Source organism: Pseudomonas sp. S5F11 (assembly GCF_019641515.1).
In the GTDB taxonomy this organism is placed as follows: Bacteria; Pseudomonadota; Gammaproteobacteria; order Pseudomonadales; family Pseudomonadaceae; genus Aquipseudomonas; species Aquipseudomonas rhodesiae.
Window position 1 is genome coordinate 5602794 of sequence record NZ_JAIFJZ010000001.1, and the last position, 20975, is coordinate 5623768.

Genomic DNA, 20975 nt, shown 5'->3' on the forward strand with positions numbered 1-20975 from the left:
CCCTTAGTGGCGCGCGGCAATGACTGCTTCGCCGAGGGCCTTCCATTGGCTGAAGTCGCTGGAGAGGCTCAGGTGGCTTGCGTCCAGCAGGGCCTGGCAGGGCAGGCGCGTGGCGGCGCACGCTTGGTGGCAGCGCAGGATCCAATCCAACTGATCCATGGCCGTGACACGCCCGGTGGGCAAGGTATCGGTGAGCACCCGCAGTTCTGTTTCGCTCCAGCCCAGCCAGTGGCTCAGTTGTGTGTCGAGTGGCTGCGCGCCATTGCCGTTGGCGCGCCGAAAGAAGTCCAGAAGCTCGTCCTGGGTCAGGCCCCAGGTGTCGCAGCACGCCTTGAAGCGCTGCAATAAATACAGAGTGCCCAGGTTCAGTTCGAGCAGGGTCGACGGCGCCAGCGCGCGGTCCAGCCAATGGGGGTTGAGCAGCAGTTGACGCAATGACGTGTCGTTCACCGGCAAGGCCAGCAGTGTGGTGACATCCGGCGCCAGCAGGATCAGGTGCTTGAGCGCGGGCGGGGTTTTTGCGCTGTTGAGGAACTGGTTGTAGTAAAGCGTGAGCTCCTTGCTGTAGGGCGTCGGCACCGGGGTATCCAGGAACTGCTGGATGCACACGCGTTGGCCTTTGTCCGCGATGCGTTGCAGCCAGGGCGTCAGTCGATCCTTGGCTTGCTGTTTGAGGACTGCGTCCTGGGCGGGCACCGGGCTCAGGCTCAAGGCCGCAATCGCCTGGTCCAGGGCAAGCGAGGGTTGTCGAGGTTGGGACAGGTCCGCTGACGCTCCGAACGCCTGGGCGAGCACGCCGGCCCATTCGATGGGGGGCAGGTTGTCGGCGGTAGCCGGCTGCGGCAACGGCGCCAGTTGCCAGGCCGACGGCAGTTCATAGGGGGGGTGACGCAGCAAATCGACCCAGCGCGCCAGGGCCGGGTTCTCGCTGACCGGCTCCAGCAACAGACGCTGGCGCAATTGGGGGACGCTGGTGTGGCTGTCCTTGAGCCAAGTGACGGCCCAATCCAGTTGCATAAGCCCGTCGAGAAAGTCTGCGGCAACACGTTCCCCGCTGCGCAAGGTCGGGGCGGTCAAGTGGCTCCACGTCGCAGGGCCGAGCAGGTCGGCCAACTGTCGGCAGTGCTGCACCGACAGGCCGAAGGTGCGCGCGATGTGTGCCTGCCGATACAGCGCCGAGTAGGTCGCCAGGTTACGCAGCACCGGGGTGGGGCAGGCGTCGATCAGCAGGTGCAACGAGTTCGGCGTGTCGGTGAGTTCGAGCGCGGCGCACAGGCGCTGGCGGGTCGGCCTATCCAACACCTGGTCGTCCAGCGGCAGGGGTTGGCTGCCTACCGGTGTGGGATTGAACACCTGGTCGAACAACGGCTGCGCAGTGGCGCTGGCCTGCAACGGCACGCGATCAAGCCAGGCGCTGAATGCCAGGGGCGTCAGTGCATAGCGGCGATTGAGGTAGCGAAACACTCCCAGCGCACGCAGGGTGCCGTGGCTGATACGCAGGTCGGCGTTGATCGGCCGTTCACAGGCCATGGCGCTGACGATCAAGGTATCCAGTTCGGCAAATGGCAAATCGACCCCGTGTTGCAGGCGAATCATGCGCTGCAGGCGGTCGAAGCGCTCATCCGTGATATTGAGCAACTGCGCGTTATTACTCGCCACTGTCATCGGCGACTCATCGGTGCCGTTGACGTAGCGAGCCCCGTAAAGGGGCAACGGCATATCTTTGACCGAGGGGGAGGCATGGGGGGCGAAACGTTCCTCTGCCAGCAACGCGTGCAACTGGGCGGTATTCAGGGCAGTGGCGTCGAGCAGCGCTTGCAGGGTCTGCGGTGCGCCAGCCAGGCCGAAGCAGGTTTGAAACAACGTGCCGGCTTCAAGGGGCGGTTGCAGCAGGAGCGTTTGTAGTCCGGGGTTCAGGTCGCTTAACAGGCATTGCACATCGGGGTTGTGCGTCTGCACCCAGCCATATTGCGCGCTGCCGGCGGCATCGAACGGTAGCCGTTTGCTGATGCGGTAATTCAATTCGCCCACGCGGTGCCGGGTGCCGTCCAGCCCGAGGCGGCATTGGTAGTGGTGATGGTGATACGGCAGCGTCAGGGGGTAGTGCTGGGTACTGAGCAGGCGATACAGCTTCTGGCGCGGATGGTGGTATTTGATGTGTTTGCGCAGCATGTCATCGACCAGCGTCAGCAGGGGGCGCTGGGTGAAGGTGCTGTCGTGGTCGATCACCAGTGCTTCCAGATCCGGGCGACGTTGGCTCAGCAGGACTTTATCGCAGGTGCCCACGCCGTTCTGTTCCAGCTGCCGCGCGAACAGGTACAGCGTGCGCAGATAAGCCACCGGCGAATCGAGCGCGGCGAGCGCATCGGGCGCGCAGGCATTGGCCCAGTCTTCAGCCAGCAGGGATGACCCGCTCGCGTCCAGCTCGCGCTTGCTGCGTGCGGGCGGCGCGTCGGTCGGCTGCAGCTCGTACAGCCATTGCAGCTGGGTGGCGTAGGCCAGCGCGGTGTCGTAGGCCTGGGCGCCATCGTCATCGTTGACGCGGCCCAGTTGCCGGATGAAGTCGGCGCGGGGCAGGCGCACAATGTCAAAGACGCTGGTAACGCCGAGTTGATGCAGGGCCGTGCTGAAGTCGACCTTCCCCTCGCCTGGAGGGGCGGGCCGTTCCAGCAGTCTGGCCAACAGAGGACTGCTTAGAGTGTGCATGACAACGATCTTCCAGTGAGCCCACCAGTGGATCCAATGGGCAACGCCTGACGCTATCACGCAGGTTTTACGGCCGAGGTCGGCCAATGCCGCGCGGGTGTCGAGGAAATATCGGCGACTGAGTGTCGATGCGGCGCCGCCGGGGTTTTGCTAGAATGCGCGCCGCGCGGCCTGGCCCGCGTTTTTTTGCATCCGGTTCACCCTTTACGAGGGTAGCCACCTGGAGAGAACACCCATGACTCAACCGATTGTCGTGGCGGCACTGTATAAGTTCGTCACCCTCGAAGATTACGTTGCCTTGCGCGAGCCCCTGTTGCAGGCGATGGTCGACAACGGCATCAAAGGCACCCTGCTGATCGCCGAAGAAGGCATCAACGGCACCGTTTCCGGCAGCCGCGAAGGCATCGATGGCCTGATCGCCTGGTTGAAGACCGACCCGCGCATGGTCGACCTCGACCACAAAGAGTCGTACTGCGACGAGCAGCCGTTCTACCGCACCAAGGTCAAGCTCAAGAAAGAGATCGTGACCCTGGGCGTCGAAGGCGTCGACCCCAACAAGCAGGTCGGCACTTATGTCGATCCCAAGGACTGGAACGCGCTGATCAGCGATCCGGAAGTGTTGTTGATCGACACCCGCAATGACTACGAAGTGTCCATCGGCACCTTTGAAGGCGCGATCGACCCGAAAACCACCAGTTTTCGCGAGTTTCCCGACTACATCAAAGCCCACTTCGACCCGGCCAAGCACAAGAAGGTCGCGATGTTCTGCACCGGCGGCATTCGGTGCGAGAAAGCCTCGAGCTACATGCTCAGCGAAGGCTTCGATGAGGTGTACCACCTCAAGGGCGGCATCCTGAAGTACCTCGAAGAGGTGCCGCAGGAAGAAACCAAGTGGCAGGGCGATTGCTTTGTGTTCGATAACCGCGTGACCGTGCGCCACGACTTGAGCGAAGGCGACTACGATCAATGTCATGCCTGTCGTACACCGGTCAGTGTCTCCGACCGCGCATCCGAACACTATGTGGCCGGCATCAGTTGCCCGCACTGCTGGGATAAGCTGCCGGAGAAAACCCGTCGCAGCGCGATCGACCGGCAAAAGCAGATTGAGCTGGCCAAGGCCCGCAACATGCCGCACCCGATTGGCTACAACTACAAGCAAACCCCTTCCGAGGCCTGAGCCATGTCCGCGCGCCTGCTCTACGTAATGGACCCGATGTGTTCCTGGTGCTGGGGCTTTGCCCCGGTGGCGCAGGCCCTGGTAGAGCAGGCCCAAGTGGCCGGCGTCGACGTACATCTGGTGGTGGGCGGCCTGCGCACCGGCAGCGGCGCGGCGCTGGAACCGACCACGCGGCGCTATATTCTCGAACACTGGCAAGCCGTCACCGACGCCACCGGCCAGCCGTTCAAGCGCGAAGGGGCGCTGCCCGATGGCTTTGTCTATGACACGGAGCCTGCGTGCCGCGCCATCGTCACCGCGCGCAGCCTGGCGCCGGATTGCGCATGGAAGCTGTTGGGGCTGATCCAGCAGGCGTTCTATGTCGAAGGCCGCGACGTGACCCTGGCCAAGGTGTTGGTGGAGCTGGCCGAACAGGCCGGCATCCCGCGTATCGAGTTTGCCGGCGAGTTCGATCGCGCCGAGCAACACGCCGCCACGGCCGCCGATTTTACCTGGGTGCAGGATTTGGGCATCGCCGGTTTCCCGACGCTGCTGGCCGAGCGCGACGGCCAGTTGGCGCTGCTGACCAATGGTTATCAGCCGCTGTCCGAGTTGTCGCCCTTGCTGGCCCGATGGCTGAAGCGAGGCGCCTGTGCATGACCAGCCCGCCACGCCCGAGCAGCCCAAGCGCACCGACCGACTGACCTGGGCGGAAATTCGCCGCCTGGCCCTGCGTCACAAGAAATCCCTGTGGATCGCCAATGGCGTCGCCGTGCTGGCGACCCTGTGCAGCGTGCCCATCCCTTTGCTGTTGCCGTTACTGGTGGACGAAGTCCTGCTGAGCCGTGGCGATGCCGCGCTCAAGGTGATGAACCACGCGCTGCCCCTGGGTTGGCAGAAAGCCGCCGGCTACATTGGCCTGATGCTGCTGGTGACCTTGCTGCTGCGCTGCGGCGCGCTGCTGTTCAACGTGGTGCAGGCGCGGCTGTTCGCACGGTTGGCCAAGGACATCGTGTACCGTATTCGCGTGCGCCTGATCGAACGGCTCAAACGCATCTCCCTGGGCGAATACGAAAGCCTGGGCAGCGGCACGGTGACCACGCACCTGGTCACCGACCTGGACACGCTGGACAAATTCGTTGGCGAAACCCTGAGCCGTTTCCTGGTGGCGATGCTGACGCTCGTCGGCACCTCGGCGATCCTGGTGTGGATGCACTGGCAACTGGCGCTGCTGATCCTGCTGTTCAACCCGCTGGTGATCTACGCCACGGTGCAATTGGGCAAGCGCGTCAAACACCTGAAGAAACTCGAAAACGACAGCACTTCGCGTTTCACCCAGGCCCTGACCGAAACCCTCGACGCCATCCAGGAGGTACGCGCCGGCAACCGCCAGGGCTTCTTTCTAGGGCGACTCGGCCAGCGCGCCCAGGAAGTGCGCGACTACGCCATCCACTCGCAATGGAAAACCGACGCCTCCAGCCGCGCCAGCGGGTTGCTGTTCCAGTTCGGCATCGACATCTTCCGCGCCGCGGCGATGCTTACCGTGCTGTTTTCCGACCTGTCCATCGGCCAGATGCTCGCGGTGTTCAGCTACCTGTGGTTCATGATCGGCCCGGTGGAGCAATTGCTGAACCTGCAATACGCCTATTACGCAGCGGGCGGTGCGCTGACGCGCATCAATGAACTCTTGGCGCGTGCCGATGAACCGCAGTATGTCGGCGGCGAAGACCCGTTCAGCGGGCACGACACCGTCGGTATCGAAGTGCGCGGGCTGGATTTCGGTTACGGCGAAGAGTTGGTGCTCGATCAGTTGAACCTGAGCATCGCGCCGGGTGAGAAAGTCGCCATCGTCGGCGCCAGCGGCGGCGGCAAAAGTACGTTGGTGCAACTGTTGCTGGGGCTTTATACGCCCCAGGCCGGCTCCATCCGTTTTGGCGGCGCGACCCAGCAGGCGATTGGCTTGGAGACCATCCGCGAGCACGTCGCGGTGGTGTTGCAGCACCCGGCGCTGTTCAACGACACGGTGCGCGCCAACCTGACCATGGGCCGCGAACGCAGTGACCAGGCTTGCTGGCAGGCGCTGGAAATCGCCCAGCTGGACGCCACCGTCAGGGCCCTGCCTCAGGGGTTGGACAGTGTGGTGGGGCGTTCCGGGGTGCGTTTCTCCGGCGGCCAGCGCCAACGCCTGGCGATTGCGCGGATGGTGCTGGCCGAGCCCAAAGTGGTGATCCTCGATGAAGCCACCTCGGCTCTGGACGCCGCCACCGAATATAACTTGCATCAGGCGCTGGCGCGGTTTCTCAGTGGCCGTACTACACTGATCATCGCCCACCGTCTGTCGGCGGTAAAACAGGCGGACCGGGTATTAGTGTTTGATGGCGGGCACATTGCCGAAGATGGCGACCACCAGCAGCTGATCGCCGATGGCGGCCTTTACGCCAAGCTTTATGGACACTTGCAACAAGTACGTTGATTTAGCTTAGGCTGTGGCAGGGAAGCGGGTTTTAGCGTGCGTATTGAGCAGTGCATATTCAAGGGACTTCATGAAGCGAAAGCGGACTTTCGGAACGCCTCGGCTGCTGGGCATTGTGTGGCCCTTTATCGCAGTCGTGCTGTTTCAGGCATTGCTGGGCTGTGGCAGCCTGTATGTGCTGTCGGCTGTGCGTGGTTACGTGGGCGGCGAGAGTCTGTGGTCCAAGGGCCAGAAAGACGCCATCTATTACCTCACGCTGTACGCCGATAACCGCGACGAAGCCACCTACCTCAAATACCAGCACGCCATCGCCGTGCCTCAGGGCGGGCACGAACTGCGCGTTGCCCTGGACCGCCCAACCCCTGACCTCGATGCCGCACGCCTGGGAATACTCAAGGGCGGCAACCACCCGGACGATGTGTCGAGCGTGATCTGGCTGTACCTGAACTTCCGGCATTTCAGCTACCTGGAAAAAGCCATCGAGTTGTGGACGGTGGGCGATGGCTACCTGGTGCAGCTGGATAACCTGGCCCAGGAGATGCACGCCGCGATCAGCGCCGACCAGGTCAACGCCAACGATGTGCGCCAATGGAAGGCCCGTATCACCGCCATCAACGACGGCGTGACCCCCGCCGCCAAAGCCTTCAGCGATGCCTTGGGCGAAGGCTCGCGGGTGATCCTGCGCCTGCTGTTGATCACCAACCTGACCACTGCCCTGGGCTTGATCGTGCTGGCGTTGTTGCGCACCCACAAGTTATTGAGCCAGCGCCATGCGTTCGCTACAGCGCTGCAGGTGGAAAAGGAACGGGCGCAGATCACTCTGGCGTCGATTGGCGACGGGGTGATCACCACCAACGTCGACGGTGCCATTACCTACATGAACCCGGCGGCCGAGGCACTCACCCATTGGAAGTCGAGCCAGGCCCAGGGCTTGCCCCTGGCGGCGCTGTTCAACCTGCTGGACGACGATGCCCAGCCTGACGGCTTCACCCTGATCGAGCAAATCGTAAAGGGCCAGCTCAGGGGCGGTAGCGAGCATGCCAAGACCATCCAGCGCCTGGACGGCAGCACGGTGTCAGTCACCTTGGTAGGCACGCCGATTCGCAGTGGCGATAGGGTCAGTGGTGCGGTGCTGGTTCTGCACGACATGACGCAGGAGCGGCAGTACATCGCCAACCTGTCGTGGCAGGCGACCCATGACGCCCTGACCGGCCTGGCTAACCGGCGTGAATTCGAATTCCGTCTGGAGCAGGTGTTGTACCCGTTGGCGCATCAGCAGGTTGGGCGCCACGCCTTGATGTTCCTCGACCTGGACCAGTTCAAACTGGTCAACGACACCTGCGGGCATGCGGCGGGCGATGAACTGTTGCGGCATATCTGCGCGCTGCTGCAATCGGACCTGCGCGAGGGCGATACCCTGGCGCGCCTGGGCGGCGATGAGTTCGGCATCTTGCTGGAGAACTGTCCGCCGGCGGCTGCGGAGAAGATCGCCGAGAGCCTGCGCCACACTGTGCAAAGCCTGCATTTTGTATGGAAAGGCCGACCGTTTGTGACCACCGTTAGTATCGGCCTGGTGCATATTTCCCATACCCCGACCACCCTGGAAGCGTCGCTGCGCGCTGCCGACATGGCGTGCTACATGGCCAAAGAGAAGGGGCGCAACCGCGTGCAGGTGTATCACGCCGACGACTCCGAGTTGTCCGTGCGCTTCGGCGAAATGGCCTGGGTGCAGCGCCTGCACATGGCCCTGGAAGAAAACCGCTTCTGCCTGTATTCCCAAGAAATCGCTGCCTTGAACCACACCGAGGGCGGCAGCGGGCATATCGAGATTCTGCTGCGCCTGCATGACGAATCCGGTCGCATCATCCTGCCCGAGAGTTTTATTCCGGCGGCCGAGCGCTATGGCCTGATCACTTCTCTGGATCGGTGGGTGGTGGAGAATGTGTTCGCGATCATTGCCCGCTGCCTGCACGAGCGTCCGGGCCGGCCCATGGCCATGTGTGCGATTAATCTGTCAGGTATTACCATCGGCGATGACGATTTTTTAGGATTTTTACGAGATAAGTTCGCCTCCTATCGCATCCCGCCAGAAATGATTTGTTTTGAAATTACCGAGACTAGTGCGATTGCCAATTTGGCCAGTGCAATTCCTTTTATTAATGAACTCAAAGCCTTAGGTTGCCATTTCTCACTTGATGATTTTTGTGCCGGAATGTCCTCATTCGCGTATCTGAAACATTTACCTGTAGACTTCCTGAAGATCGATGGAAGTTTCGTAAAGGATATGCTGGACGACCCGATTAACCGCGCCATGGTCGAAGTGATCAACCACATCGGCCACGTCATGGGTAAGCGCACAATTGCCGAGTTTGTCGAAACACCCCAAATCGAACAGGCACTGCTCGAAATAGGAGTGGATTACGCTCAGGGCTACCTGATCGAACGACCGCAGTTGTTTACCTTTGATAGCTTGCAATGTCGACCTGTGCGGCCGCAGCCCCTGTTATTCAAGGCGCCCGGCACATTCCGCTGAAACATTTGCCGGTCTGTAAACATCACACTTAAAAAGGAGCCTTATAGTGATCGACACATTCAACAGAACCGGCCCGCTGATGGAAGCCTCAAGTTACCCAGCCTGGGCACAGCAATTGATCCAGGACTGTAGCGAGAGCAAGCGCCGGGTTGTCGAACACGAACTGTACCAGCGCATGCGCGACAACACGCTCAGCGCGCGGACCATGCGTCACTACTTGATCGGTGGCTGGCCCGTGGTAGAACAGTTTGCCCTGTACATGGCACAGAACCTCACCAAGACTAAGTTTGCCCGCCATCCTGGGGAGGATATGGCGCGGCGCTGGCTGATGCGCAATATTCGCGTGGAACTCAACCATGCCGACTACTGGGTCAATTGGGCGCACGCCCATGGGGTGAGCCTGGAAGAGTTGCAGGCCCAGCATGTGCCGCCGGAGTTGCATGCACTGAGCCATTGGTGCTGGCATACCAGCTCGGCCGATTCGTTGATCGTGGCAATTGCCGCCACCAACTACGCAATCGAAGGGGCGACTGGGGAATGGTCAGCCGTGGTCTGCTCCACGGGTGTCTACGCCGCGGCCTTTCCTGAGGAGGAGCGCAAACGGGCAATGAAGTGGCTGAAGATGCACGCCCAGTACGACGACGCGCACCCGTGGGAAGCCCTGGAAATCATCTGCACCCTGGCCGGGATGAACCCGAGCAAGGCCTTGCAGGTGGAACTGCGCCAGGCCGTGTGCAAAAGCTACGACTACATGTACCTGTTCTTGGAAAGCTGCATGCGTCTTGAGAAAGACAAGCCTGTCAGCCTCGCCAGCGCCGCCGTGCGCGAGCGCAAGGAGCGTGTCGCCAGCGAAGCCTGATGTAACGCGGTGGCGGGGTGCTTACCCCGCCATTGCCAAGCGGTTGCGGCCTTCGCGCTTGGCCACGTACAACGCATTATCGGCCCGGCGCAGCAGGCTTTCGGCCGACTCGGCGGCCAGCAATGTCGAGCAGCCCAAGCTCACCGTCAATTCAATCCGTTTACCGTCGGCCCAATAGTCCTGGGCCTGGGTCGCTTTGCGCAGGCGTTCCCCGACCACCGCCGCCGCCTCCCGGCTGGTGTTGGACAGCAGGATCAGAAACTCTTCCCCGCCGAACCGGAACACCATGTCCACGTTACGCAGCTGCGCCTTGATGACAGCCGCCACTTCGCGCAATACGTCATCGCCGGCGGCGTGGCCGTGGGTATCGTTGATGTGCTTGAAGTGATCGATGTCCAGCATCAGCAAGGACAGTGGGTTCAGGTGCCGGCGAGCCATGTCGATTTCCCGTTGCAGCGTCTGATCCATGGCGATGCGGTTGCCGGTCTGGGTCAGCGGGTCACGCAGGGCGCTGCGAGTGGCCGCGCGGTAGAGCAGGGCATTGCGCATGGGATAGAGCAGGGTGGCCAGCAGCGATTCGAGCTGGCCGAGTTCTTCTTCGCTCAGGCGTTGGTTACGGCGAAAGATCAGTTCTCCCAGATGCTCGCCCTCGTGGCTCAGGCTGTAGCTCACCGAGTGATGGCCGCGCTGGCCGAACTCCAGGCGCAGGTCTGCGGCGTCGTGACGATAATGCAGGGCATCCAGGGGCACCAGGCGTTGGATCTCACGGAAGAACACACTGAGGATGCGCTCCGGTTCCAGACTGGTCTGCAATTGCAGGCCCAGTTGCTGGCGCAGTTGAGCAACGGTAGTGGGGCGGCGGGGTGGCGGGAGCGGCTGGCCGAAGCCCAGACGTTGCAATTTGGCTGTGTCGAAATCAATTGCGTTGGTCTGGGTAGGTGTTTTCATAACCGTTCGGCCTCTAAGAGTCTTACAGGCCCGATGCGTGTGGCGAGTGCCGGGGTCTTACTGTTCCGTCAGTTTCGTAAAACATTGAAACAGTCTAAACCGCTTTACAGTGGGTTTTAACCCCTGGGCACCGCCGCACGTCTTGTCATCGCTGGACCTGCTTGGAACAGGTTAGAGCGAGATTCATGCCACTTCGTTTAATTTAATAAAAAACCTTACGAATCAATGGTCGCTGTAGCAGGCCAGCCCCAGGTGTGGAGGGCCCGCGCCGGTTATTTGGCTGCTTGTACCAAGGTGTCGGCGTTAATCTGCTCGATTGAAGTCACACCGGTCAGGGTCATGGCTACGCGCATTTCCTTAGCGAAAATATCCAGCAGGTTTTCGACCCCGTGCTGGCCGTCGGCGGCCAACGCGTAGGAGGGCGCGCGCCCCAGCAGGCACGCTTTGGCGCCCAGGGCGAGCATGCGCACCACGTCGAGGCCGGAGCGGATGCCGGAGTCCACCAGCACCGTCAGGTCATCGCCCACGGCCTCGGCAATCGCTGGCAACGCTTTGGCGGTGGACAGCACGCCATCCAATTGGCGGCCGCCGTGGTTGGACACCACGATGCCATCGGCGCCGAAGCTCACGGCGTCCTTGGCGTCCTGGGGGTCAAGGATGCCTTTGATGATCATCGGACCTTTCCAGAATTCGCGGATCCACTCCAGGTCGCTCCAACTGATCGACGGATCGAAATTGTTGGCCAGCCAACCAATGTAGTCTTCCAGATGGGTGGGTTTGCCCAGGTACTTGGAGATATTGCCCAAGTCATGGGGGCGACCCATCAGGCCCACGTCGAAGGCCCACTGCGGCTTGGTCACAGCCTGCAGCATGCGCCGCGAGGCCGCGTACGGCCCGGACATGCCCGAGTGAGCATCGCGATAGCGCGCCCCCGGCGTGGGCATATCCACGGTGAACACCAACGTCGTCACCCCGGCTGCCTGCGCGCGTTCCAGCGCGTTGCGCATGAAACCGCGGTCCTTGAGTACATAAAGTTGGAACCAGATGGCCTGCGGACTTTGCGATGCCACTTCCTCAATGGAGCACACCGACACCGTCGACAGGCAGAACGCAATGCCCTTGTTGGCGGCGGCCTTGGCTGCCTGTACTTCGCCACGGCGCGCGTACATGCCGGTCAACCCTACCGGGCTCAGAATGACCGGCATCGCCAGCTTCTGGCCGAGCACGGTGGTGTTGAGGCTGAGGTTATCCACATTGCGCAGGATGCGCTGGCGCAGGCTGATGTCGGCCAGGTCCGCGCTGTTGGCCCGCAGCGTGTGCTCGGCGTAGGCACCGCCGTCGATATAGTCGAACAGAAAACGCGGCAGTTTGCGTTGGGCGGCGGCGCGGTAGTCGGAGGCGGACGAAATGATCATCAACGGTCAATCCACAGGGCAAGGTGGCTCCACCTTAAGCGAACTTCTGTCATGATAAAAACAACTTTTATCACTGGCTTCCAGTCGCCAAAGGAATACCGATGAATCTGCGAACACTGCGCGCCTTTGTCGAGGTGGTGCGCCAGGGCGGTTTTTCTCAGGCAGCTGAGGTGGTGTCTCTGACACAGTCCACCGTGAGCAAGGCGGTCAAAACCCTCGAAGAGGAACTGGGCATGCCGCTGCTCAACCGCCTTGGGCATCGTAACCAACTGACCGCCGCCGGCGAAATTGCCTACCGTCGCGCCCAGGTATTGCTGGCCGAACACAGCGACCTGCTCGGCGAAATCAACGACCTGCGCGGTCTCAAGCGCGGTATGTTGCGCATCGGCTTGCCACCGGTAGGCTGCGGCGTGCTGTTTGCGACCATGTTCGCCACCTACCGCAGCCGCTACCCGGACATTGATATTGAGCTGACCGAATACGGCAGCAAGCGCCTGCGCGAATGCCTGGAAGAAGGAGAGGTCGACCTGGCGGCACTGTTGTTACCGATTGACGAGGGCTTCGACTATCAACCGGTGCGCAATGAGCCGCTGATCGCCGTGCTGCCCATGAACCATCCCCTGGCAGGGCGTGAGTGTATCGACTTCACCGACCTGGCAGACTCGCCCTTCATCCTGTTCGAAGCCGGTTTCGCCCTGAACGCCAAGATCCTCGCGGCCTGCGAGCGCAAAGGCGTAACCCCCCGCGTGACGGCACGCAGCGGGCAGATCGATTTTATTGTCGACCTGGTCGCGGCTGGCCTGGGCGTCGCCTTCCTGCCGCGAATGTTGGCGCACAAGCATCAACACGCCGGAATTGCCTTGGTCGCGTTGGACGAGCCCCATACCGATTGGCACATCGCCCTGGCCTGGCGCGCCAACGCCCACTTGCCACCTGCCGCCCGCGCCTGGTTGGACCTGGCCGCAGAACAGCCGCTGACGGGCGGGCCGGGGAATTAATCCTCACGTTTGCCAGGCAATGCTTGACTTCTCCTTTTCAATCAGTAACATACGGCGCATTCCGCGATAGCTCAGTTGGTAGAGCAAATGACTGTTAATCATTGGGTCCCTGGTTCGAGTCCAGGTCGTGGAGCCAGATAGGGAAAAGCCTGCAGCGATGCAGGCTTTTTTTTGCCTTGGATTTTTCTGGGTGATTCGAGCGCACAGCATAAGCGCGACTCTAAAACCGCCACAAACGGCCGTGGCCTGCTACGTTCTTGCCACCCCCGGCACATCCATATTGATCTTGCGCCAGAAGGCTTCAGAAAAACTGTAAGCCGAGAAAGCGATCAGCCCCAAGGCCATTACCATCAAAAGCAACCACCCAGCGGGTAGGTTCTGGAGGGCGTCTGAACTGGTCAAGTATTCTTGGACACCATTTAAGGTTCATGCCGCCAGTCTCTCCCTGACGACCGGCGACCGGTAATCGTTGTAACTGTGGGGCCTGGTGATGTTGTAGCGCGAGACATAACGCTGCACGTCTGCTCGGGCCTCATGTTCTGATGCGTAACCCGTCTCGGGCACCCACTCTGATTTCAAACTTCCAAAGAAACGCTCCATCGGAGCGTTATCCCAGCATTCACCTTTACGGCTCATGCTTTGCCGCAGGCCATGCGCCAGCAGCTCATTCCTGAACTTATGACTGGTGTACTGACAGCCTTGGTCTGAATGAAACAGCACCTCTTTAGGACGACCTCTGAGCTCAACCGCCATCCGCAAAGCCTCGCAGGTCAGCGTGGCATCGGAAATCATCGAAAACGACCAGCCCACGATCCGACGGGCGAACAAATCCAGAATCGCAGCGAAATACAGCCACCGCTTGCCGACCTTGATGTACGTCACGTCGCCACACCACACCTGATTGACCGCCGTGACATCAAACTCACGCTTGAGCACGTGCGGTGCCACCAAAGCTTCTACGCCGGACGATTTGTACTTATGGCGTCGGCGCTGGCGGCTGGCGATCCCCGCTTCGCGCATCAAACTGCGAGCCAAGTACCGGCCGATGCGATGCCCTTTCTCTTGCAGCTCCTTCGCCAAAGTCCTCGCTCCCGCAGAAGCTCGCGATGCCTTGTGATGCTTGACCAGCGCGGCTTTAAGCTGCTCTCGCTGAGGGTTAGCCTTACCTTGGCGCTGACGCCAAGCGTAAAAGCTGCTGCGGTTGACGCCGAACGCCCGGCAACACCGATTAACGCCGTACTGCTCGTCCAGCTCATCGATCAGCGTGAATGATCTTTGGCGTCCAAAAGCAGGAGAGCACTGGCCTTTTTTAGGATTTCGATGTCCAGGTCTTTCTCCCTGAGCAGGGCTTTGAGCCTCTGAATTTCTCGCTGGTCGGCGGTAATCGCCTTGGCGCCTACCGGCGTCGAGCCCAAACGCTCTTTGCGTACCTGATCAACCCAACGACGCAAGGCGGTAGGGCCTATATCCAAACTGGCACACACCTCGGTAACCGGCTGGCCTTCGTCCAGCACCATGCTGGCAGCCTTGAGCTTGAACTCACTCGAATAAGATTTACGCATATCCAAACACCTCAGATTTGGGCGCCATCATAGCGCCCGATTGAAGTGTCCAAAATCATTAGGCCAGTTCAGTCCAGCGCCTCCTTCATACCGGGTGGGTCCATGGCTTGATAAGTGGAACCGCTGATGGCCAATAACACTGCAATCTCTAAAAACACCACGCCGCGGGCGATCAATCCGAATCGCGATACGGGGCGCACGTAGCGCATGACATCTTCATCGGCCTCAAAATATTTTTCGAACGATGCCTTCCATCCCTTGATGATGTGAGCAATACCGACCCCAAGCGGAATGAGGGCGATCAGGTAAACCAACATGTTCGAATGTTCCCAGGACAATAGATGGGACAGCCAGTCTTTGGCCTGCCCCCCGGAATTACCCGAGCTTTTAATGCCGCTGATAAGCAGGCCCAATGCAAAAAACGCCAGTGCGCCATTAACGATGCCCCCGGCAAACAGGCCGGTTCGAATCACCAAACCCTTGAGTTCTTTGCCATGATGATCGACATCACGGGTAGCCTGCAGCATGCGCCAAGAGGCAAATGAGAGCAGGCCCGCCACCACAACCCCAATTAAAAAATAGCCGAATGGTTGGCTGAGCAATGCCTCCAGACTTTTGTGGCTATCCTTCGGTTTTGTCGAGTCCTGTGCTGCCAGCAGCGCGAAGATACCGATGATCAGATACAGCACTCCCCGAGCGGCGTAGCCTCCTCGAGCGAGCATGACAAGACTGTTTTGCGCTGACATTCGACGTATTCCTGAGATCTGATTCAAGAGCAGACCCTGCTTGCAGAGCAGGGTTCTATCCCGATACGCCCTCAAGCCAAGCTTTAAATGCCAGAATCCCCGCACTAGATCGTTCTGGAGAACCCTATGCTTCGTGCATTCGAACAACGCCTCGACCCTTTCCCGCCCGACGAGGCGCCTCCACCCCCCGAGGGCCTGGCGCGATTTTTGTGGGCCTGCACCCGTGGTGCCCGGGGTTATATCGTTGCGCTCGCGCTGCTCAGTGCCGGTGTGTCGATCTACGAAGCCTGGTTGTTTGCTTTTCTCGGACAGGTGGTGGACCTGCTGTCGACCTGGCAAGCCGGCGGCGATGCAGGCGGGCAGGAAAGCCGGGTGCTGTGGGGGATCGGTATCGTGCTGGTGACCAGCATTGGGCTGGTAGCGCTGCGCACGCTGGTGCAGCACCAGGTATTGGCGATCAACCTGCCGTTGCGGCTGCGTTGGGATTTCCATCGGCTGATGCTGCGACAAAGCCTGTCGTTCTTCTCCGACGAGTTCTCCGGCCGTGTCACCACCAAGGTCATGCAGACGGCGCTGTCGGTGCGCGAGGTGCTGTTCACCCTGATCGAGATGGCCCCCGGAATCGGTGTGTACTTCATCGCGCTTATCACACTGGCCGGCGGCTTCGACCCGAAGCTGATGCTGCCTTTCATTGCCTGGTTGGCGTTGTTCGGCCTGGCCATGGGGTACTTCGTGCCGCGCCTGGGCAAAGTCGGGCAGGAGCAGGCGAATGCGCGCTCGTCCATGACCGGGCGTATTTCGGACGCCTACACCAATATCACCACGGTCAAGCTGTTCTCCCATTCCAAGCGTGAAGCGCATTTCGCGCGCGCGGCGATGGAGGACTTCAAGCAGACCGGTTTTCGCCAGATGCGCCTGGTCAGCCAGTTCGAGATCGTCAATCAGGCACTGGTGGTTGCGTTGATCATGGGCGCGGGCGGTTATGCCTTGTGGCTGTGGCACCAAGGGGCTGTGGGCACCGGCGCGGTGGCGGCCATCACCGCCATGGCGTTGCGCGTCAATGGTATGTCGCATTGGATCATGTGGCAGATGACCTCGCTGTTCGAGAACATCGGCACCGTGCAGGACGGTATGCAAACCTTGACCCGCGGGCCCAAGGTGCAGGACGCGCCGGATGCCGCCACGCTGGTCACCCACGGCGGCGCGGTGACGTTTAACAACGTGAGCTTCAATTACAACGGCGAACGCCAGGTTCTCGACGGCCTGAGCTTGAGCATCCGCCCAGGTGAAAAAATCGGCCTGGTGGGACGCTCCGGTGCCGGTAAATCCACGCTCATCAATCTGTTGTTGCGCTTCTATGACGTGGACAAAGGGCAGATCTGCATCGATGGGCAGAATATCGCCCACGTCACTCAGGACAGTCTGCGCAGCGCCATCGGCATGGTTACCCAGGACACATCCCTGCTGCACCGCTCGATTCGCGACAACATCGCTTACGGGCGCCCCGATGCAACCGATGAGCAAATCCGCAGTGCCGCCGCGAGTGCCCAGGCTGACGGCTTCATCAGCCAACTGAGCGATAAACAAGGCCACTGCGGTTACGACACGTTGGTGGGTGAGCGGGGCATCAAGTTATCCGGCGGCCAGCGCCAACGGGTCGCCATCGCCCGCGTGATGCTCAAGAACGCTCCGATCCTGCTGCTTGACGAGGCTACCAGCGCGCTGGATTCGGAAGTCGAAGTCGCCATCCAGGAAAGCCTGGATGAAATGATGAAGGGCAAGACCGTCATTGCCATCGCCCATCGACTGTCCACAATCGCCGCCATGGATCGACTGATCGTCATGGATAACGGTCGCATCATCGAGCAAGGTAGCCACGCCGAGTTGCTAGAGAAGAACGGCACCTATGCGCGGTTATGGCATCACCAGAGCGGCGGGTTTCTGGGGGAGGATCAGGGCGTGGCCGAGACTGCGGAATAGACCTGTTCTGATATCTCATTCCGAGGGGCCAAACAGCCGTTTGTCGGCAGGAAAATTTTTTTTGGGTCGTCGCTTGAAATTTTTTCCCCTGAACCTACTTAGGTTTTACGCGATGCCGAATACGGGTCGCGTATCAAATCACTTGGAGAAAACTCAGGAGATTTTGCAATGGCTACTACTCTCTCGTTGGCCCCACTGTTCCGCCACTCCGTTGGCTTTGACCGTTTCAACGACCTTTTCGAATCGGCGCTTCGCAGCGAGGCCGGTACCACGTACCCACCCCATAACGTCGAGAAGCACGGTGATGATCACTACCGCATCGTGATCGCCGCTGCCGGCCTGGTGGAAGACGACCTGGATATCCAGGTGGAAAAAGGCGTGTTGACCGTCGCCGGCGGCAAACGCGAACACGACGAAAACATCACCTACCTGCATCAAGGTATCGCCCAGCGCGCGTTCCGCTTGTCGTTCCGCCTGGTCGACCACATTGAAGTGCAGGGCGCGCAGCTCTCCAATGGCCTGCTGAGCATCGATCTGCTCAGAGTGGTGCCGGAGGAAGCCAAGCCTAAACGCATTGCGATTGGCGGCGCGAACAAGGCTGAAGTGAAGTCGATCAGCGAGCAGTAATACAGCAATGAATAAAGGCGCTCTTCGGAGCGCCTTTATTTTGCGCCACCTAATTCAGGCTCAGCGGCCGGCACGGAAGACGCCGCAGCGTCCCATGTCACCAACAGTTGGCTGATCGCGGCATCAAGGATTGCATGGGGCACGTTATCCCGCGCCAGGATCGACACTCCCTGCAAAAAGCTGTCAAACACGGTAGCCATCACCGCAGCTTCGGTTGTTTCAGGCAACTGACCTTCACGCACGGCCCGCTCCACACACGCCACAATCCCCGCCCGCGTACGCAGTCGCGATTGGGTCAGCGCATTCGCTACCCGCGCGTTTTCCGGACTGGGCGCACTCATCACGCCAAGTGCAACCATGCAGCCCTTGGGGTGACCGTCTTCGCATTGCATACGCACCGATTGGCGCAGCGCGGTTTCGATGGCTTGGCGCGGCGGTAGGGATTCGTCCCACAAACATTCGGTGACTTGGGCGTAGGTGGACAGGTAGCGCTGCACGCACTCCTCGAACAGCGCTTCTTTGGAGCCGAAAGCGGCGTAAAAACTCGGTGCGGAAATGCCACCGCCCAAACCCGCTTTGAGCTGGGCAAGGGACGTGGCGTCATAGCCGTGCTGCCAGAACAGATGCAACGCCTGTTCCACAGCCTGTTCGCGATCAAAATTACGCGGGCGGCCCATCTGTGCCATGTGAGGTCTCCTTCGGAAAACGAAATAGATACTAGTCGATACATAAGTCGTTGACAACGCGCTGCGCCCGCCTGCAACATTTGTATCGATCAGTATTTAAATCAATTTGCCCAGGAGTTTCCCGTGCCCCCCTCACTGACGTTATCGCATTCGTCCGACCGCTTGCCCGTCGGCGCCTTGCTCGCCCTGGCGATGACCGGCTTCATCTGCATCGTCACCGAAACCCTGCCCGCCGGCCTGTTGCCGTTGATCAGTGACGGCCTGGCGATTTCGCCGTCAATGGCCGGGCAGATGGTCACCGCGTATGCGCTGGGTTCAGTACTGGCGGTGATCCCCATGACCATCGCCACTCGTGGCTGGCGCCGACGCAACGTATTGCTGCTGACCATCGCCGGTTTCCTGCTGTTCAACTCCATCACCGCGTTGTCCTCCCACTATGGGGTTACGCTGGTGGCGCGCTTCTTCGCCGGGGTGGCGGCAGGGTTGGCCTGGAGCTTGCTCGCCGGTTATGCCCGCCGGATGGTCGCGCCGCAGCAACAGGGTAGGGCGCTGGCGTTGGCCATGGTCGGTACGCCGATTGCGCTGTCGTTGGGTGTGCCGCTGGGCACTTGGCTCGGTGGCCTGCTGGGCTGGCGCACCACCTTCGGCCTGATGTCGGGCGTGAGCCTGGTGCTGATCGGCTGGGTGCTGGTGAAGGTCCCGGACTTTGCGCCACAGCCCGCGCATCAGCGCTTGTCATTGCGCAAGGTGCTGACCACGCCGGGCGTGCGCCCGGTGCTGGCGGTGGTAATCAGTTGGATGCTGGCCCATAACATCCTCTACACCTACATTGCCCCATTCGTGGCACCGGCGGGCTTGGCCGAGCGGGTGGATCTGGTGTTGCTGGTCTTCGGCATCGCTGCGTTGGCGGGGATTTGGGGCACGGCCAGACTGGTCGAACCGTTGTTACGCAACACTGTGCTGGTGAGCTTGGCGGCGTTTGCGGCGGTGAGCGTGCTATTGGGCTTACTGGGGAACGTGCCGCAAGTGATCTACCTCGGCGTGGCGGTATGGGGCCTGAGTTTCGGCGGCGCTGCGACCTTGTTGCAAACCGCCCTGGCGGACGCGGCGGGTGATGGCGCGGATGTGGCGTTGTCGCTGAACGTGGTGGCATGGAACAGCGCGATTGCGGGCAGCGGTGTGGTGGGTGGCGTGCTGTTGGACACATGGGGCGTGGCCGCATTTGCGTGGGCGATGCTGCTGTTGGTCGGCGTGGCGTTTGCCATTGCCTGGGCGGCCAGCGCCCACGGCTTCAGGCCGGGCGCGCGGGGTGCGGGAAAACCTACGTCGCTCGGGCACTAATCTGACATCTGTTAGTCCATAATCCTCGAAATATCATTCACTTGGCTCCGTACGCGGAGCCTGCCGCGTCGCTCTCTGTCGAAGATTCAATCCATGTACCTACGCAAAATTGCAGTTGGGCTATCGGCCTTTGTTTTGTTTTCGGCCGGGGCACATGCCCGTGGCGCGATAGACCTTTATTCCACCCAGGAACGGCAGTTGTCGTTCGACACCTGCGCCGATGTATTCCCCGGCGCAACACCGATCAAAACCGCGACCGTCCCCGCCAGCCTGAAACCCCTGGCGCTGTGCTCCGACCATTTTGCGGTGCTGTATTCGCAAACCAGCAAGACACCGCTGGTGGTGGTCGAGCGCCTCAACGCCCGCCAGCTCAAGGACGCCAAAGGCGAAGAACGAACCAACCATTTCTATGCGGACCCGCGCATTCCTAAGGGCGCGCGCGCGGAGTTGAGCGACTACCGTGGCGTGCAGCCGGCGATGGACCGCGGCCACCAATCCCCGGCCGCCGACGCACCCGATGCCAAGGCCATGGCCCAGTCATTTGCGTTGTCGAACATGGTGCCGCAAGACCCTACCAACAACCGCAAGATCTGGAGCAAGGTCGAGGCGGACGTGCGCAAGTTCACCCTTCGCGCCGGCGGCGATGTGTATGTATTCACTGGGCCGCTGTTCGATGGGGGGCACGGCACCATCGGTGCTAACCGGGTGTGGGTGCCGACGCGGCTGTTCAAGCTGGTGTACGACGCATCGTCCCAACGGGCGTGGGCTTATGTGCTGCCGAATGCTGAAACAAGGATTCAGCGGCCGATGGATTACCCCACTTTTGTGAAGAGCACCGGGCTGAAACTATTGGGGAATCTGCCGGTGTCGGGTTCGATCGGCCGCGGCTGACACCAGACGGCTTCGGGCTTATCTATACTGTCGCCCTTGCCCCTCATTTATTTC

General features: G+C 60.8%; 16 protein-coding genes, 1 tRNA gene and 2 pseudogenes. 11 read left to right on the forward strand and 8 right to left on the reverse strand.

The window, feature by feature from the left end:
* Positions 1-3 precede the first annotated feature (3 nt).
* On the reverse strand, positions 4-2706 hold the full coding sequence (locus K1567_RS25395; RefSeq protein ID WP_259445028.1) for a Tc toxin subunit A: 2703 nt from the start codon (positions 2704-2706) through the stop codon (positions 4-6).
* A 235-nt stretch (positions 2707-2941) separates the two neighbouring features.
* On the opposite strand from K1567_RS25395, the gene K1567_RS25400 reads away from it, so the two are divergent.
* The 5 genes from K1567_RS25400 to K1567_RS25420 all read left to right on the forward strand — a co-directional run bounded on the left by K1567_RS25400 (position 2942) and on the right by K1567_RS25420 (position 9727).
* Positions 2942-3883, forward strand: a complete 942-nt coding sequence (locus K1567_RS25400) for a rhodanese-related sulfurtransferase (protein WP_034099294.1) — start codon at positions 2942-2944, stop codon at positions 3881-3883.
* Between the two features lie 3 nt (positions 3884-3886).
* Positions 3887-4522 (forward strand): DsbA family protein, encoded by a 636-nt coding sequence (locus K1567_RS25405; protein ID WP_034099292.1) that lies wholly within the window; start codon positions 3887-3889, stop codon positions 4520-4522.
* Positions 4515-6335: an ABC transporter ATP-binding protein gene (locus K1567_RS25410; protein ID WP_220698969.1), complete on the forward strand. Its 1821-nt coding sequence runs from the start codon at positions 4515-4517 to the stop codon at positions 6333-6335. Before K1567_RS25405 ends, K1567_RS25410 begins: the two co-directional genes overlap by 8 nt.
* 70 nt (positions 6336-6405) lie before the next feature.
* Positions 6406-8868 (forward strand): EAL domain-containing protein, encoded by a 2463-nt coding sequence (locus K1567_RS25415; protein WP_220698970.1) that lies wholly within the window; start codon positions 6406-6408, stop codon positions 8866-8868.
* 79 nt (positions 8869-8947) lie between these two features.
* Positions 8948-9727: a TenA family transcriptional regulator gene (locus K1567_RS25420; RefSeq protein WP_187697020.1), complete on the forward strand. Its 780-nt coding sequence runs from the start codon at positions 8948-8950 to the stop codon at positions 9725-9727.
* A 21-nt stretch (positions 9728-9748) separates the two neighbouring features.
* Here K1567_RS25420 and K1567_RS25425 read toward each other — a convergent pair whose 3' ends face one another.
* On the reverse strand, positions 9749-10675 hold the full coding sequence (locus K1567_RS25425) for a GGDEF domain-containing protein (protein WP_034114620.1): 927 nt from the start codon (positions 10673-10675) through the stop codon (positions 9749-9751).
* Positions 10676-10947: 272 nt separating this feature from the next.
* Entirely contained in the window at positions 10948-12090 is a 1143-nt protein-coding gene (gene lldD / locus K1567_RS25430; RefSeq protein WP_034099282.1) for an FMN-dependent L-lactate dehydrogenase LldD, read from the reverse strand.
* Positions 12091-12191: 101 nt separating this feature from the next.
* Here lldD and K1567_RS25435 point away from each other — a divergent pair, with 101 nt between their 5' ends.
* Both K1567_RS25435 and K1567_RS25440 read left to right on the forward strand, forming a co-directional pair.
* Positions 12192-13088 (forward strand): LysR family transcriptional regulator, encoded by an 897-nt coding sequence (locus K1567_RS25435; RefSeq protein ID WP_034099281.1) that lies wholly within the window; start codon positions 12192-12194, stop codon positions 13086-13088.
* A gap of 60 nt (positions 13089-13148) precedes the next feature.
* Positions 13149-13224: transfer RNA gene (locus K1567_RS25440), tRNA-Asn, on the forward strand.
* Between the two features lie 113 nt (positions 13225-13337).
* Here K1567_RS25440 and K1567_RS25445 read toward each other — a convergent pair.
* The 4 genes and pseudogenes from K1567_RS25445 to K1567_RS25455 form a co-directional block, all read right to left on the reverse strand.
* Positions 13338-13478: pseudogene (locus tag K1567_RS25445) on the reverse strand (DUF1206 domain-containing protein); the annotation flags it as partial.
* A gap of 36 nt (positions 13479-13514) precedes the next feature.
* The gene (locus K1567_RS25450; protein ID WP_405046002.1) at positions 13515-14351 is read right to left on the reverse strand and encodes an IS3 family transposase; all 837 of its coding nucleotides are present in this window, start codon (positions 14349-14351) and stop codon (positions 13515-13517) included.
* A complete protein-coding gene (locus K1567_RS28090) occupies positions 14348-14650 on the reverse strand; it encodes a transposase (RefSeq protein WP_040267329.1) in 303 nt (100 codons plus the stop codon). Before K1567_RS28090 ends, K1567_RS25450 begins: the two co-directional genes overlap by 4 nt.
* A gap of 71 nt (positions 14651-14721) precedes the next feature.
* Positions 14722-15396: pseudogene (locus K1567_RS25455) on the reverse strand (DUF1206 domain-containing protein); the annotation flags it as partial.
* A gap of 126 nt (positions 15397-15522) precedes the next feature.
* Here K1567_RS25455 and K1567_RS25460 point away from each other — a divergent pair.
* Both K1567_RS25460 and K1567_RS25465 read left to right on the forward strand, forming a co-directional pair.
* The gene (locus K1567_RS25460) at positions 15523-17376 is read left to right on the forward strand and encodes an ABC transporter ATP-binding protein (RefSeq protein ID WP_034099278.1); all 1854 of its coding nucleotides are present in this window, start codon (positions 15523-15525) and stop codon (positions 17374-17376) included.
* A gap of 168 nt (positions 17377-17544) precedes the next feature.
* Positions 17545-18003, forward strand: coding sequence for an Hsp20 family protein (locus K1567_RS25465; RefSeq protein WP_034099277.1), 459 nt, complete (start codon positions 17545-17547; stop codon positions 18001-18003).
* A 35-nt stretch (positions 18004-18038) separates the two neighbouring features.
* On the opposite strand, the gene K1567_RS25470 is transcribed toward K1567_RS25465, so the two are convergent.
* Complete coding sequence (locus tag K1567_RS25470; RefSeq protein WP_220698971.1) at positions 18039-18689, reverse strand: TetR/AcrR family transcriptional regulator; 651 nt, start codon at positions 18687-18689, stop codon at positions 18039-18041.
* Between the two features lie 123 nt (positions 18690-18812).
* Here K1567_RS25470 and K1567_RS25475 point away from each other — a divergent pair, with 123 nt between their 5' ends.
* Together K1567_RS25475 and K1567_RS25480 are read left to right on the forward strand one after the other, a co-directional pair.
* The gene (locus tag K1567_RS25475) at positions 18813-20030 is read left to right on the forward strand and encodes an MFS transporter (protein ID WP_169868985.1); all 1218 of its coding nucleotides are present in this window, start codon (positions 18813-18815) and stop codon (positions 20028-20030) included.
* A 93-nt stretch (positions 20031-20123) separates the two neighbouring features.
* On the forward strand, positions 20124-20921 hold the full coding sequence (locus tag K1567_RS25480; RefSeq protein ID WP_034099274.1) for a DNA/RNA non-specific endonuclease: 798 nt from the start codon (positions 20124-20126) through the stop codon (positions 20919-20921).
* Positions 20922-20975: the final 54 nt, after the last annotated feature.

What these genes read in the sequence shown, in the direction of transcription:
- K1567_RS25460 (WP_034099278.1), top strand. Translation starts at nt 15,523, where the DNA reads ATGCTTCGTGCATTCGAACAACGCCTCGACCCTTTCCCGCCCGACGAG.
- K1567_RS25470 (WP_220698971.1), bottom strand. Translation starts at nt 18,689, where the DNA reads ATGGCACAGATGGGCCGCCCGCGTAATTTTGATCGCGAACAGGCTGTG.
- lldD (WP_034099282.1), bottom strand. Translation starts at nt 12,090, where the DNA reads ATGATCATTTCGTCCGCCTCCGACTACCGCGCCGCCGCCCAACGCAAA.
- K1567_RS25420 (WP_187697020.1), top strand. Translation starts at nt 8,948, where the DNA reads ATGGAAGCCTCAAGTTACCCAGCCTGGGCACAGCAATTGATCCAGGAC.
- K1567_RS25480 (WP_034099274.1), top strand. Translation starts at nt 20,124, where the DNA reads ATGTACCTACGCAAAATTGCAGTTGGGCTATCGGCCTTTGTTTTGTTT.
- K1567_RS25435 (WP_034099281.1), top strand. Translation starts at nt 12,192, where the DNA reads ATGAATCTGCGAACACTGCGCGCCTTTGTCGAGGTGGTGCGCCAGGGC.
- K1567_RS25465 (WP_034099277.1), top strand. Translation starts at nt 17,545, where the DNA reads ATGGCTACTACTCTCTCGTTGGCCCCACTGTTCCGCCACTCCGTTGGC.
- K1567_RS25395 (WP_259445028.1), bottom strand. Translation starts at nt 2,706, where the DNA reads ATGCACACTCTAAGCAGTCCTCTGTTGGCCAGACTGCTGGAACGGCCC.
- K1567_RS28090 (WP_040267329.1), bottom strand. Translation starts at nt 14,650, where the DNA reads ATGCGTAAATCTTATTCGAGTGAGTTCAAGCTCAAGGCTGCCAGCATG.
- K1567_RS25425 (WP_034114620.1), bottom strand. Translation starts at nt 10,675, where the DNA reads ATGAAAACACCTACCCAGACCAACGCAATTGATTTCGACACAGCCAAA.
- K1567_RS25415 (WP_220698970.1), top strand. Translation starts at nt 6,406, where the DNA reads ATGAAGCGAAAGCGGACTTTCGGAACGCCTCGGCTGCTGGGCATTGTG.
- K1567_RS25405 (WP_034099292.1), top strand. Translation starts at nt 3,887, where the DNA reads ATGTCCGCGCGCCTGCTCTACGTAATGGACCCGATGTGTTCCTGGTGC.
- K1567_RS25400 (WP_034099294.1), top strand. Translation starts at nt 2,942, where the DNA reads ATGACTCAACCGATTGTCGTGGCGGCACTGTATAAGTTCGTCACCCTC.